This window comes from Terasakiella pusilla DSM 6293, assembly GCF_000688235.1.
Taxonomy (GTDB): Bacteria; Pseudomonadota; Alphaproteobacteria; order Rhodospirillales; family Terasakiellaceae; genus Terasakiella; species Terasakiella pusilla.
This window is the reverse complement of sequence record NZ_JHYO01000014.1, coordinates 60,218-73,750: the sequence shown is the minus strand read 5'-3', so window position 1 is coordinate 73,750 and position 13,533 is coordinate 60,218. Positions and strand designations below refer to the sequence as shown.

At 51.4% G+C, this 13,533-nt stretch carries 14 protein-coding genes and 1 pseudogene; 6 read left to right on the top strand and 9 right to left on the bottom strand.

Annotation, left to right across the window (positions count from 1 at the left end; genetic code table 11):
• Positions 1-7: 7 nt before the first annotated feature.
• From Q397_RS0111150 to Q397_RS0111140, 3 genes are all read right to left on the bottom strand, one after another.
• Positions 8-895: a polyprenyl synthetase family protein gene (locus Q397_RS0111150; protein WP_028879493.1), complete on the bottom strand. Its 888-nt coding sequence runs from the start codon at positions 893-895 to the stop codon at positions 8-10.
• A gap of 11 nt (positions 896-906) precedes the next feature.
• Positions 907-1,149: an exodeoxyribonuclease VII small subunit gene (locus tag Q397_RS0111145; protein ID WP_156950700.1), complete on the bottom strand. Its 243-nt coding sequence runs from the start codon at positions 1,147-1,149 to the stop codon at positions 907-909.
• Between the two features lie 64 nt (positions 1,150-1,213).
• Positions 1,214-2,152 (bottom strand): histone deacetylase family protein, encoded by a 939-nt coding sequence (locus Q397_RS0111140; protein ID WP_028879491.1) that lies wholly within the window; start codon positions 2,150-2,152, stop codon positions 1,214-1,216.
• A gap of 148 nt (positions 2,153-2,300) precedes the next feature.
• On the opposite strand from Q397_RS0111140, the gene Q397_RS0111135 reads away from it, so the two are divergent.
• Both Q397_RS0111135 and Q397_RS0111130 read left to right on the top strand, forming a co-directional pair.
• On the top strand, positions 2,301-3,422 hold the full coding sequence (locus Q397_RS0111135; RefSeq protein ID WP_156950699.1) for an efflux RND transporter periplasmic adaptor subunit: 1,122 nt from the start codon (positions 2,301-2,303) through the stop codon (positions 3,420-3,422).
• Positions 3,419-6,562 carry an efflux RND transporter permease subunit gene (locus Q397_RS0111130; protein ID WP_028879489.1) on the top strand — a complete coding sequence of 1,048 codons (3,144 nt, stop codon included), beginning with the start codon at positions 3,419-3,421 and terminating at the stop codon, positions 6,560-6,562. The genes Q397_RS0111135 and Q397_RS0111130 overlap by 4 nt, the downstream gene beginning before the upstream one ends.
• Here the strand turns inward: Q397_RS0111130 and Q397_RS0111125 are convergent.
• Positions 6,559-6,789, bottom strand: coding sequence for a sulfurtransferase TusA family protein (locus tag Q397_RS0111125; RefSeq protein ID WP_028879488.1), 231 nt, complete (start codon positions 6,787-6,789; stop codon positions 6,559-6,561). The two genes, Q397_RS0111130 and Q397_RS0111125, sit on opposite strands and share 4 nt — an antisense overlap.
• Before the next feature lie 238 nt (positions 6,790-7,027).
• Here Q397_RS0111125 and Q397_RS0111120 point away from each other — a divergent pair, with 238 nt between their 5' ends.
• A complete protein-coding gene (locus tag Q397_RS0111120) occupies positions 7,028-7,351 on the top strand; it encodes an ArsR/SmtB family transcription factor (protein WP_028879487.1) in 324 nt (107 codons plus the stop codon).
• A 96-nt stretch (positions 7,352-7,447) separates the two neighbouring features.
• Positions 7,448-8,305 (top strand): methyltransferase domain-containing protein, encoded by an 858-nt coding sequence (locus Q397_RS24145; RefSeq protein ID WP_028879486.1) that lies wholly within the window; start codon positions 7,448-7,450, stop codon positions 8,303-8,305.
• Here the strand turns inward: Q397_RS24145 and Q397_RS22120 are convergent.
• Together Q397_RS22120 and Q397_RS0111105 are read right to left on the bottom strand one after the other, a co-directional pair.
• Complete coding sequence (locus tag Q397_RS22120) at positions 8,302-8,544, bottom strand: DUF2798 domain-containing protein (RefSeq protein ID WP_038013577.1); 243 nt, start codon at positions 8,542-8,544, stop codon at positions 8,302-8,304. The two genes, Q397_RS24145 and Q397_RS22120, sit on opposite strands and share 4 nt — an antisense overlap.
• 3 nt (positions 8,545-8,547) lie before the next feature.
• Positions 8,548-8,838, bottom strand: a complete 291-nt coding sequence (locus tag Q397_RS0111105; protein WP_205618822.1) for a putative quinol monooxygenase — start codon at positions 8,836-8,838, stop codon at positions 8,548-8,550.
• A gap of 108 nt (positions 8,839-8,946) precedes the next feature.
• On the opposite strand from Q397_RS0111105, the gene Q397_RS0111100 reads away from it, so the two are divergent.
• Positions 8,947-9,852 (top strand): LysR family transcriptional regulator, encoded by a 906-nt coding sequence (locus Q397_RS0111100; RefSeq protein WP_028879484.1) that lies wholly within the window; start codon positions 8,947-8,949, stop codon positions 9,850-9,852.
• On the opposite strand, the gene Q397_RS0111095 is transcribed toward Q397_RS0111100, so the two are convergent.
• Genes Q397_RS0111095 through Q397_RS22115 form a run of 3 tightly spaced genes read right to left on the bottom strand, consistent with a single transcriptional unit; the run spans position 9,843 to position 12,429 of the window.
• Complete coding sequence (locus tag Q397_RS0111095; RefSeq protein WP_028879483.1) at positions 9,843-10,865, bottom strand: MBL fold metallo-hydrolase; 1,023 nt, start codon at positions 10,863-10,865, stop codon at positions 9,843-9,845. The two genes, Q397_RS0111100 and Q397_RS0111095, sit on opposite strands and share 10 nt — an antisense overlap.
• Before the next feature lie 4 nt (positions 10,866-10,869).
• Positions 10,870-11,640, bottom strand: a complete 771-nt coding sequence (locus tag Q397_RS0111090; protein WP_028879482.1) for a substrate-binding periplasmic protein — start codon at positions 11,638-11,640, stop codon at positions 10,870-10,872.
• A gap of 24 nt (positions 11,641-11,664) precedes the next feature.
• The gene (locus Q397_RS22115; protein WP_051609935.1) at positions 11,665-12,429 is read right to left on the bottom strand and encodes a hypothetical protein; all 765 of its coding nucleotides are present in this window, start codon (positions 12,427-12,429) and stop codon (positions 11,665-11,667) included.
• A 187-nt stretch (positions 12,430-12,616) separates the two neighbouring features.
• Between Q397_RS22115 and Q397_RS22110 the strand changes: the two are divergent.
• A pseudogene (locus Q397_RS22110) lies at positions 12,617-13,510 on the top strand (ROK family protein).
• The last annotated feature ends 23 nt before the right edge of the window (positions 13,511-13,533 follow it).

Sequence of the window (13,533 nt, the reverse complement as noted above, 5' to 3'; positions counted from 1 at the left end):
TTTTGAATTAGCTACGGCGGTTTACAACATATTGCGCCATCGCGCGCAATAGCTCTGTGCCCTGATCAAACACATCCAGATGATCACACGCCTGATTAGACAAGATATGGGCTTGCTCGCGCGCACGATCAACACCCAACAAGGACACAAAGGTCGCTTTGCCCCGATCCGCATCCTTACCGACCTGCTTGCCCGTTTCTTCAACGGACGCTTCCACATCCAGCAGGTCATCGGCAATCTGGAACGCAAGACCAAGGTCATGTCCATAATTACGGAGCGCATGGCGTTTTAGTTCACCCGTCTTGCCCAAAATCGCGCCTGCTTTACAGGCAAAGACGATCAAGGCGCCCGTTTTAAGACGCTGCAAACGGGTGATTTCAGGGATATCAAGCTCACGACTTTCCGCCATCAAATCGATCATCTGACCACCGACCATGCCGTTCATGCCTGACGCCTTGGCCAGTTCGCTGACCAATTCACAGCGCACTTTCGGGTCTTGGTGGGTGGCTTCATCCGCCAGCACTTCAAAGGCGCGGGTCAGTAAGGCGTCGCCTGCCAAAATGGCCGTTGCCTCATCAAATTCGATATGACAGGTCGCACGACCACGGCGCAGATCATCATCATCCATCGCGGGCAAGTCGTCATGCACCAAGGAATAACAATGCACCATCTCAAGGGCAGCCGCGACACGTAGCGCGCTGTCTTCAGACACGCCAAACAGACGGGCAGAGGCCGTCACCAGAAACGGGCGCACCCGTTTGCCGCCACCCAACGCACTATAGCGCATGGCTTTGACCACCTGCGCTTCCGGCCCTTCTGGTTCCTGAAGCAGATGATCCAGCACCTCTTCAACCTTGTCGGCTTCTACTTGTAACGCGCGCTTTAAATCAGTCATCGCCACGCCTTTTAAGCAATCTCAGTCGGTTGCGCAGAAACAGTGCCGTCCGGCGCGAGGGAGATTTTATCGACTTTGGCTTTGGCTTCCGCCAACTTGGCTTCGCAATGGCGTTTCAACAACGCGCCTTTTTCATAAGCGGAAATGGCATCGTCCAGCTTGCCTGACCCGCTTTCCAGCTGTCGAACGATTTCTTCCAGTTGGGCAAGGGCTTCCTCAAAGCTGAGGTTTTCAATTTCGGACTGTGACATCATCAACACTCAATTATGGATAAAAGTGGGCCACAATGTAGACTCCCCCTTGGGTTTGAGCAAGCTTTTAGGCACGCATCAGTGTTTTTACATGCGCTGCCACACTGCTCGCCAGCGCATCGACATCGTAGCCCCCTTCCATGACGGAGACCACACGCCCGTCACAGCATTCATTGGCAACTTTACACAACTCTTCCGTGACCCAGACAAAATCCTGTGTGCCCAAACGTAAATGCGCCAACGGGTCACGCGCATGGGCATCGAATCCGGCGGAAATCACTAGAAAGTCCGGGTTGAATTTGCGCAAAGCCGGTAAAATCTTTTCTTCATAGGCAGCACGAAATTCTTTGGGGCGCGAACCGGGTGCCAGTTCCACATTGCAGATATTATTGGCAACACCTGTCTCGCTTTCTTTACCCGTTTCGGGGAAGGCAGGCGATTGATGGCTGGAGGCATAAAACAAATTGGGACTGTTATAAAAAATCTCCTGCGTGCCATTGCCATGATGGACATCGAAATCCACCACAGCCGCGCGTTTAACTTCTGGATATCGCGCAACGGCATGGATCGCCCCGATCGCTGCATTACTGAAAAAACAAAACCCCATCGCTTTCGCTGTTTCGGCGTGGTGTCCGGGCGGGCGGGTCGCGCAAAAAACATTGCGCGCCTTTTTCTGCATGACTTCATCCACCCCAAAACACACACCGCCAACGGACCTTAACGCCGCTTCCCACGTCCCTTGGGAGATCATTGTATCCCCATCGATCGAATTAAATTGCCCCTCTTCAGCAGGGACCGCGGCTTCAATCGCTTCGATGTATCTTGTCGGGTGAGCCAGCTCCAATTGAGCATGGGTCGCTCTGGGCGCTTGGTCGCGTTGCAGAAAATGAAATTCCTCGCGATCCAGATGACGCAGGACCGTGCGCAACCTTGAGACGCTTTCAGGGTGATGTTCACCCGTGTTATGTTTTAGACATGCCGGATGCGTCAGCAACAATGTTGTCATGTTAAATTCTTCCCAGACTTCCCTTATTAATTAAGGTGCATCATATGAAAACTGGGAAAAAAAGCCACTTTTTTATAACGCGCTCTCTTTACCTTTTCTAAAAAAGGGATAACCTAATTCAACTAAAATAAAAAACAGCGAGGCGACGGTGACTAAAACCCTTTCAATGCTAGGCTTTCTGGCAGCATCTCTTGTGCTTTTTTCCGGCACACCCATAGCACAGGAATCGAAAGCGCCACAGGCCACTATGGTCGGGGCAGATAACGTACAATACCGCAATATGAGCCAGACCGTCCCGATTACAGGCCGACTGGTCGCGCGCCAATCCGGTGTAGTGGCGGCACGTATTAATGCCCCTGTTGCAGAACTGCTGGTGGAAGTCGGCGACAAGGTCTTTGAAGGTCAACCACTGGTTCGTCTTGTTTCTGATCGCCTTCAACATAAAAAATCCCTCGCCCTCGGCAGCCTGCAACGCGCAGAAGCTGCGCTTCAAACCGCCCAAGCCCAACTCAATATTGTAACCCAGGAACTCAAGCGTCTGGAACGTCTGCGCAAATCCGCTGCCTTTAATCAGGCGCGCTATGATGACAAGCGTCTGGAAACCTTAAAAGCCAGCTCCGCCATGGAAGAAGCCCAAGCCGCCGTGCGCACCGCAAAAGCCGACCTTGCCCTTGCTGAACTTGATATTGCCTATAGTGAGATCAAGGCCCCCTACCCCGGCACCATTACCCGACGCCATGTGGATCGCGGCGATTATGTCAGTGTGGGTCAAACGGTCTTGAACCTGATTAACGCCAATAATCTGGAAATTGAAGCCGATGTACCGGCAGCGCGCATTGATGCCCTGAACACAGGCACCGCTGTCAACGCAACCCTTTCTAATGGGACCTCTGTTGCCCTGAAAGTACGCGCCATCATCCCGGAAGAAAACCCGTTGACCCGCACCCGCGCGGTTCGGTTTACACCGGACTTTAACCAGACCGACTACCACCTTGCCAGCAACCAGACCCTGACCGTCCTGATCCCGCAAGGCGAAGCCCGCGACGTCTTGAGCGTCCCTAAAGATGCCATTCTTAACAAAAAAGGCGGCACCGTTGTCTATGCCATCAAAGACGGACAAGCCAAGCTTACCCCCGTTAAACTAGGGGAAGCCATCGGCAGTTACTTTGAAGTTCTGTCCGGCCTTAAAGACGGTGACCAAGTGGTCACCCGCGGCAACGAACGCCTGCGCCCCGATCAGCCCGTACAGGCGATGGGGTCACAATCATGAACCTGATCCATCACGCGATTTTCCGGCCCGTTGCGGTGATTGCAGCGGTCATCATGATTATTATGTTCGGACTTGTTGCCTTAAAAACCATCCCGATCCAGCTCACACCGGATGTGCGCAAACCCGTTATCACCATTCGTACCAACTGGCCCGGTGCCGCCCCGGCAGAGATTGAACGCGAGATCACCAACCGTCAGGAAGACGTGCTTCGTGGCCTTGAGGGGCTGGACGAAATGACCAGTAGTTCCGAAGACGGGCGATCCTCCATCAGTCTGGAATTTGAAGTCGGCCAAAACATGGATAGAGCCCTGTTACTGGTCGCCAACCGACTTGATCGCGTCTCCGGCTACCCCGACGAAGCCGACGAACCCACTTTCGATACCTCCGGCAGTGAGGATAGCCCGATTGCGTGGTTCTCCATCACGCGACTGGCAGGCAATGACAAGCCGATCCATCATTTTGGCGATTTTGCCGAAGATGTGATCAAAAACCGCATGGAACGGGTCAAGGGCGTTGCCCTCGTCAATATCTACGGCGGCTCGGAACGGGAAATGGTAATCAAGGTCGATCCCGTCCTGATGAGCCAATATCAATTGACCGTCCCACAGGTCGCCAGCGCCCTTCGCACTGCCAATGCCTCGATTTCTGCAGGCGATGTGGATGAAGGCAAACGCCGCTATGTGGTGCGCACGGAAGGGGAATTAAACACCCCCGAACAAGTTAAAAATGTTGTGGTCCGCAGTACCCGTGATGCCACCAGCGGGCGGGTCGCGCGGGTCAGGATCGCGGATATCGCCGACGTCAGTTTTGATTACAAAAAACCCCGCGCCAATATCCGGCGATTGGGCCAACCCGGCCTTGCCATGAATGCGGTGCGCGAAACCGGAGCCAACGTCATCGAAACGATGGATGGCATCAAAGAAGCGCTAAAGGAACTCAACGAAACCACCCTACCCGAAGCGGGACTGCAGATCACCCAAGTTTATGACGAAACCGTCTATATCAATTCCGCTATCGAACTGGTGCAGCAAAATATCTATATCGGCGGTATCCTTGCTGCGATTATTCTGCTGATCTTTTTGCGCTCCACACGGGCAACGCTGATTATCTCCCTTGCTATTCCGGTCTCGGTCATCGGATCGTTCGTTGCGATGGCGGCGATGGGGCGATCCATCAACGTCATTTCCCTTGCCGGGATCGCCTTTGCGGTCGGCATGGTGGTCGATGCTGCCATTGTGGTGCTGGAAAATATCTACCGCTTGCGACAGGAAGGTAAATCGCGCAGCGAAGCCGCCTATCAAGGGGCGGCACAGGTTTGGGGCGCTGTCCTTGTTTCCGCCCTCACAACCGTATTGGTTTTCCTGCCCTTGTTGGTCATGAACCTTGAAGTCGGTCAATTGTTCCGCGACATTGCGGTTGCGATCTCCGTATCGGTTCTGCTGTCGCTGTTGGTCGCAGTCACGGTTATTCCGGCCCTCTCCAACCGCTTATTAAAAGCCGACTATGTGGCGGATGATAAAGAAGTCAAACTGCCCCTCATCGATAATTTTGCCAAAGCCTTTGTCAACGGGGTCATTCGCTACACCGACATTGTCACGAAATCACGTCTGACCTCGCTTGCCATCGTTGGCGCGGTTAGTCTGGCTGCCCTTGGCGCGAGCTGGGCTTTCTTGCCGAAAATGGAATATCTCCCCGAAGGCAACCGCAACCTTGTCTTTGGCATGACCTTCCCGCCACCGGGATATAATTTGGACACCACCGTGCAAATTGCGGATCGGATTGAAGGGGCGGTCAAGCACCTTTGGGCATCTGAAACAGGACCGGAAAGTGAAGCGGGCCAACCGCCGAAGATGGATAACTTCTTCTTCGTCGCCCTGCCTACCCGCACCTTTGTCGGCGCCTCCAGCGTCGAGCCGGATCGTGTCTCTGAACTGATCCCCATCCTGACCAAGCCTGTTTTTGAAGAACCGGGCACGTTTGGTCTATTTTCTCAGCCGTCCCTATTTGGGCGATCTATCGGGTCTGGGCGATCCGTGGATCTGAACATTTCCGGTCCAGATCTGGAACAGGTGCTGGATGTCGCCTTACGCGCGACCATGAAGATCAATCAGCTGTTACCGCGCAGTGAAGGACACCAGTTCCGTCCCAATCCGGGGCTGGAACTAGGTGCACCGGAAGTTCGCGTCTATCCGAACCCGCTAAAACTGGCGGATAACGGCGTCAGCGCAACCGAACTGGGCCAGACGGTTGATACCTTTAACGACGGCATGCGTATTGCGGAAATCACCGTTGATGGCAAACGCATTGACCTGACTTTAAAAGGCAATACAAACGAAGTCACCCAGACACAAGACATTGGCTATCTGCCGGTTGTCACCCAGTCGGGTCAAATCCTGTCGGTGAATTCCCTTGCCGATGTGGAAGTAACATCCGGCCCGACAAAGATCCGCCACATTGAACGCCAGCGGACCGTGACCCTGCAGGTCAGACCGAACCAACAAATCGCCCTTGAAAGCGCCATGGATATCCTGCGGGAACAAGTGATGATGGAGCTGGAAAAAGAAGGTATCCCGTCTGACATCACCATGCATATGTCAGGTACCGCAGACAAGCTGACCGAAACCTGGGATGCTATGGTCTGGGAGATGCTGCTGGCGATTGCGATTGTCTATCTGACCATGGCGGTATTGTTTGAAAGCTTCGTCTATCCCTTTGTGATCATGTTATCGGTGCCCTTGGCAACAGCGGGTGGTGTTGCGGGGTTAGGTTTGCTCAACCTGTTTACACCGCAACCGTTGGACATGCTGACCCTTTTGGGCTTTGTCATCCTCGTGGGGATTGTGGTCAACAACGCTATCTTGCTGGTTCACCAGAGCCTCTATCTCATCCGCGAAGAAGACCACAGCCCGACAGATGCCATCCGTAGTGCGACCCAAAGCCGCATTCGCCCCATCTTCATGTCAACACTGACAAGTGTATTCGGCATGTTGCCACTGGTACTCTTCCCCGGGGCTGGGTCCGAACTCTATCGCGGATTGGGTACAGTGGTTTTGGGTGGGCTGACCTTATCAGCCGTGCTCACGCTTGCCATTATCCCGCCGTTGCTCACCATTGTCTTGAAAGGTCGAACAGCCGTTTAGGCACCCTTTTTAATGACGATGACATAGGTGCCCTCCACCTCGTCATTGCGCAGTAAATCATGTCCCATGGACTCGCACAGGTCGACAAAATCCTTCGGCGCTTGCGAGTCCGATGCGGAGATTTCCAAGACTTCGCCGCCCTTCATGCTTCGCAATTCTTTGGAGGCACGTAGGACAGGGATAGGACACTTCATGCCAGTCGTATCAATTTTCCGATCAATATTCACCGATGTACCCCTAATTACTGTTTCCTCAAACGCTTATAACGGAGACTAAAATAAAATGAAACTCAGTTTCACAAATTGTGCCCATTCTTAAGGCAACATTTACGCAAAATTTTCGTAGAATTTGTTTTTTTTAATGGCATTTTGCGACTGATTTGCATATAGTCCCGCTATGCGTTCTTCTTATATGAACAAAGCTTCATACAAGATACAGTAAAATACGGAAAAGTGAATATATCCTATGGATTTAGAACTCCAAAAACTCGAAGAAAATGCACGCCGTGCCAGCACCTTGCTAAAGGCCATGAGCAACCAACACCGTCTCATGATCTTATGCCAGATTTCCACTATGGAAAAATCTGTTGGTGAATTGGAAGAAATCATCGGGTTAAGTCAGTCTGCATTGTCTCAACATTTGGCACGCCTGCGTCGTGACAACCTTGTTCAGACACGCCGTGACGCCCAAACGATTTACTACTCCTTAAAAGGTGAAGAAGCGTCAACAATCATCGAGACCCTTTATGCACTTTATTGTGCAGATGAAGAAAGTACTGCTTGCGCCTAAGAATTTAAGACCATACTTCTTCTCTTATAATGTAGAGCGTCAGGTCAAACTGGCGCTCCATTTGTATGTACCCAATCTAATTTGGTGGATTACCTCATGACAAAGCCATCTCTTGCCCATTCCGCAACGATCCAGAATGCCGTTGATGCTGCAAAACAATATTACGACGGCACCGCCGATGATATTTATCGCACCATCTGGGGCAACAGTATTCATCTTGGTTTGTTTGAGCGCGAAGACGAAGCCCTGCCTTCCGCTATGCAGCGCGCCAAAGACACAATGATTGACGGGATTGTGTTACATCCCAAAAGCAAAGTACTGGAAGTCGGCTGCGGATATGGCACCCTTGCGCGTCAACTGAGCCGCAAATTCGATTGTCCGGTGCTTGCCACCAATATTTCTGACAAACAACTGACCCGTGGGAAAGAATTGACAGAGGCGGAAGGCTTAAGTGACAAAGTACGCTTTGAACAAGCCGACTTCCACAAGCTGCCTTACCCCGACAACAGTTTCGAAGTTTATTGGAGTCAGGAAAGCTTTCTCCATGCCGCAGATAGAGCGCAGGTTTTAAAAGAAGCCCACCGCGTGCTGGAACCTTTTGGTCTGCTGGTCTTTTCTGAAGTGACCTTGCGTCGCTCCACCCCGCTTGCCTTGCGTGAACAGATTTTAAAACGCATCAAGACCCCGGCCATGTGGTCCAAATATGAATATGAAGTCCATTTGAAAGAACAGGGGTTTCAGGTGGAAAAGTGGGAAGACTGGTCGGAGAACGTTGCGCGCACCTATAGCTGGACCCTAAAACAGCTAGAACGCAAACAAAATCAACTGATCCCCACCATCGGGGAAGAAGCGTTTGAGCAAGCCCATAGCGGCATGCAGCTTTGGAAACAGGCAGCGGACGACGGCTATCTGGGGTGGGTCCATGTGATCGCCGCCGCCACCCAAAACGATTAGGTCGCAATCGTCTTGTCCGGTCCCTCCAACAAGACACATATCTTGCGACACATCACCTGGACCAACGGCGCGGTGAAAAATGAAATCACCGCCGCCGCAGGCCACGCCATGCCAAACGCCCTTAGCCACTGTGACACAAAATCAGGGATGAAGCCCAGATTGATCCATGTGACCCACAACGTCATCAAGAAAGACAAAATCAAAGACATGACGAGGCTAAATACAAGTCGTTGCTTCATGACCTACGCTCCCGCCAGCAGGGACAGTTTTTCGACATATTTTACCCGTGTCAAATCCTGTGCCAGATAGGCTTTCGTGTGATCATATTGGAAATGGCGATCCAAATCTTCGGCTGTCTGCCAAATCTCCCACAAGGTAAAAAGACTCGGGTTTTCAAGGTTCTGGCGGATTTCAAATTTCAGGCAGCCCGGTTCTTTAACGGTTTCAGCAACCAGTTTCGCCATTTCTTTACGGGCGAGGCTTTCTTTGGTCGGATCGGTAAGTTCAATCCCCGCACTGATACAAAAGCTCATCATGTACTCCTTTTCAGCTTTCAAAAACATCTAGGCATCAGGAATAAATGATTTTATTATTGAAATTAAGATGACAAATTTGAACATTTAAATTCCAAAAATGAAACCATGATTGATGACATCGCCCTTTTTGTAAAAATCGTTGAATGTAACAGCTTAGCGGGGGCTGCGCGCCAACTTGGCTACCCTAAAGCCACGGTCACAAGACGCCTAAAAAAGCTGGAGGATCAACTAGGGTTTCAGCTTCTCCACCGCAACGCCAGAAGCTTTTCGCTGACCATAGACGGGGAAAGTTATTTCCAAGCCTACGCCCCTTTGGTACATCAGTTTCATGAGACCACACGATCCCTAAACGATCAAAAAGACAACCTGAAAGGCCCGCTAAAAGTGCTGGCCCCGACCAACATTTCCTTGGGGATTTTACGCCCTATGTGGAGCGAATTTGTCCGCCTTTACCCTGAAATTGAGCTGGACCTGAACCTTAGCAACACAATTGAAGATATTACCCAGTCGCAATGTGACCTCGCGCTGCGCATCGGCCCTCAAGCGGACTCGTCGCTCTATCAAAAAAAGCTCGGGGCGATCCCCACAATCCTTGTGGCCTCCCCCGACTATCTGGACCACTACGGCACACCTCAGCATTTTCGCGATCTTTCCGATCACAGGCTGATCATGACGCCAAATCTGCCAAAATGGATCTTAACACATACGCTATCGCACGACGAAAAAGTCCTGAACCTCACACCCAGCACCCGCGTTAATGACATCAGCTTGGCTGCACATCTGTGCACCGATGGTCTTGGGGTGAGTTTGTTGCCCTTGAGTGAGACCCTCCAAGGGATGCAACAGGGCCAACTCCAACGATTATTCCCCGATTGGATTGGCCCCGTTCGCGACATCTTTGCCATTTGGCCCAGCGGTCATTTATTAAATGCCAAAGCCAAAAAGTTGCGACACTTTATGGAAGAGTACATGCTCAGAAAACTGGATTTACACAATCCCCATCAAGGCTGAGCAAACAGATATACCCCGTTTTCATCCATCGTGCGCACCAACATACCCTTGGCTTCAAGGTGATGGAGGTGGGCCAACGCCTCCCCAATCGCAAAAAAGACCTGATGGCTATCAAGTTTACGCGTAAACAGCCCCTTTAATACCTCATAGGCACTGACAGGTGATTTGCACAGGTTGAACGTTTCTTCCAGACGTTCGTCATGATGGTGGGCCAAGTCTGACAAACGATGATGCACCCCACGGAATGGCGTGTCATGGGAGGGCAGGATCAGAACATCTTCCGGCAGTTCAGCGAACTTTTCAAGGCTCCCTAAAAACTGTGCCAAAGGGTCAGCCTTTGGTTCTTGTGGCCAAATGCTGATATTGGGGCTGATGCGCGGCAAAATCTGATCACCGGAAATCATGACTTTCAGGTCTTCACAAAACAGACACGCATGTTCCGGGCTGTGCCCCGTACCGACGATCACACGCCAATCATGATCGCCAATCCGAATGTCATCCCCGTCCTGAATACGCACCATCCCCGCCGGCGGCATGGCAATGCGTGACGGGTAAGAGACACTGCGTTCCGGGATCAGTTCCATCAGGTCTTCGCCAAAGCCGGCGCGATGATAAAACTGCGTCAGATACGTGCTGGAACGTTCAACCGTTTCCAGCTTGAGGTTACGGGCCATGCCCCATTCCCCCAGCGTCATCCACAAATCGATGCCCAAAGTTTCTTCAAACCAGCCAGCAAGGCCAATATGGTCGGGATGGAAATGAGTCGCGATCATCCGTTTAACCGGTTTTGCGGCAAACTGCCCCTTGAGCAACATGTCCCAACGTTCGCGGACCTCCGGCAGATTAATGCCCGTATCCACGATGGTCCAACCATCGCCATCATCCAGAATCCACAAATTGATATGGTTTAGTTTAAACGGCAAAGGCATGCGGATCCAAAAAACACCGCGTGCAACTTCGATTGCTTGTCCCGCATCGGGGAGTTCGTCATATAGATATTGAATTTTTTGCATGATCTTATTCTGTTATTTTTAATCCATTCACGCCATGCGCTTTCAAGATCAGGTCCACTGTCCCATCCCGACGCATCGCCTCCACTTCAACCTGAAACTTCTCACGAAGATCTTCATGATTTGCCAATTTTTTGGAGAACGCTACATGCAATGTATTTTTCTGTAAAGGTTTAGCAGAATAATTCAGAAATCCAGCGGCCTCAGCAAACAGCTTTGTTGCCGTATACCGTGCCGCAATTTCTTCAGCAATGACATATTCCAGCCGTCCGAATGCCAGCTTACGTAAATTGCTATCCAGATCATGCGCTTCGTCTTTAATAATATCCGCGGCATCCATAAAAGCGGGCGGATAGGCCCAGCCCGCCGCAACACCGACCCGTTTTCCCGACAGGTCTGACAGATCATTGAAAAAAAACGGGTTATCCTGACGTGTCACAATCACAATGCGACCCTCCAACACGCCGGAGCCATAGGTCAGCCTTTGGGCGCGTTCTTGCGTATACCAAACAGCGGGCAAGACATGATAGATCCCGTCATAGGTCCCACTGAGCGCCCGTTTCCAAGGCACGGTCACAACGGACACGTTATACCCCATCCGCACCAGCGCTTGTCGGGTGATATCTGTGATCAAACCCCCATTCAACAAGCCCTCCCCTTTATAGGGTGACCAGTTGGAATTGGCGATGATCAATGTCTGTACAGGTGGCCCCGCCAACACATGGGCGGGAAACATAAAGACAAATAAAACAAAACAGAGAAAACGTCTCAACGCCATGAAAAGAAAGTCGCTTTGGGTATCCTAGTGATACTTAAACGACCCACCTTTTTCATTGTTGACGATCCACGCCAGCTCTTCCTTGATCACCTCTGTATGATGATTCTCCGGCGCATTCAGGACGTCTTTAATGATCGTCATGCGCACGGCTTCAGGCAGGCGATCGAAGTTTTCCAAAAACAGGAACTTGATCGACGGACGCATGGTGGTGGACAGCAACAGGCTTGTCACCAAACGTTTGCGAATATCATGGCGCAGGTTGCCGTTTTCCGTCAGATGGAAAAATTCCTGCACAAACATGCGCGGGGCCATTTCCCCTTCTAGCAAGGCGTGCAGATTTTGACGCAGGGCTGAGGAGAACTGTTTACGGGTTTGGACAATCACGCGGTTGGTCTGACGTACCACTTCGCCAATAGCTTTGGGATGAAAGTCATTTTCATGCAGCATATTGATGGCATGGGTCACATTTTCATGCTTGGAAGCATCGGCCACGATCCGCATGACTTCCCCCACAAATTTGTTTTTGCCGGCTTTGGGGCTAAGACGGGCAGCCGCCGCCATGGACATCGGGGATTCAGGGTCACGCGTCGCCATCAAAGACAGTGGCATCGGATCTTCCAATGTTTCCAGATTCAGGTGAATATTCAACAGATGTTCCGGCATCAAAATCTTGGTTTTTTCACCCGGCACGCAAATCGGCTGGCTGTCCTTATACTTATTCTTAAGGTCCAGTGCGCACGAAATGCCCTTTTTCGTGATGCCCAGTTTAGATTCAACGTTATCAACCATAAAAGGTTTTCCCCGACTGCGGTTCATTAAGCATAAATTGCCGAACCTGTAATTTACATTCAAACACACTGATCTGCAAAGGAGTTTCGCATTTTACCCACTAGGCAAAATATGCCCATTGACAGATCACTTACTGTGATACAATGCCCCCAATTGATTAACACTTCGTAACTTATTGGAATTTCTTATGCGAATCGGAATCGATCTGGGTGGAACGAAGACAGAAATCCTCTGCCTCTCCCCCGACGGACAAGAGGTCTTGAGAAAAAGAATCCCCTCGCCACAGGGAAACTACAGCGCAACAGTCACAGCGATTCGCGATCTTGTCCTGTCAGCCGAACAGGAAACCTGACACAAAGGCACCGTCGGCATCGGTATCCCCGGCAGTATTTCCAAACACACACGACGGGTAAAAAATGCCAATTCCACATGGTTGATTGACCATCCTTTGCAGGACAATCTCTCCCAAGCCCTTGAACGTGACGTGCGCATGGCAAATGATGCCAACTGCTTCGCCCTATCCGAGGCAACAGACGGGGCCGCGCAAGAGGGGCAAAGCGTCTTTGGCGTGATCCTTGGCACGGGTGTCGGCGGCGGCCTTGTCGTCGAGAAACAAATTTTAAACGGTTTAAACGGTGTAGCCGGTGAATGGGGACATAATCCCTTGCCGTGGGCACTAGAGGGGGAACGGCCGGGCCAACCCTGCTATTGCGGGCAAAGCGGCTGTATTGAAACCTTTTTAAGCGGTCCTGCCCTTGCCCGCACTTTTGAAAACATCTGCGGGACAAAAATCGACAGCAAAGAAATCCCCAACCTGCCGGACGATATCACTGATCCCGTCTTTCTCATCTACGAAAATCGTCTGGCCCGTGCCCTTGCTAGCGTGATCAACCTGTTTGACCCCGATGTCATTGTGCTCGGCGGCGGTGTTTCCAATGTTGATCGCTGGTATCAAACGGTCCCGGACCTTTGGACACGCTGGGTGTTTGGCAAGGAATGTGACACAAAGCTGGTCAAGGCCAAGCACGGCGATTCAAGCGGGGTACGGGGGGCAGCATGGCTCTGGCCTGCGACCTCCTGAAGTGTGATTTCCTAAAAATATTC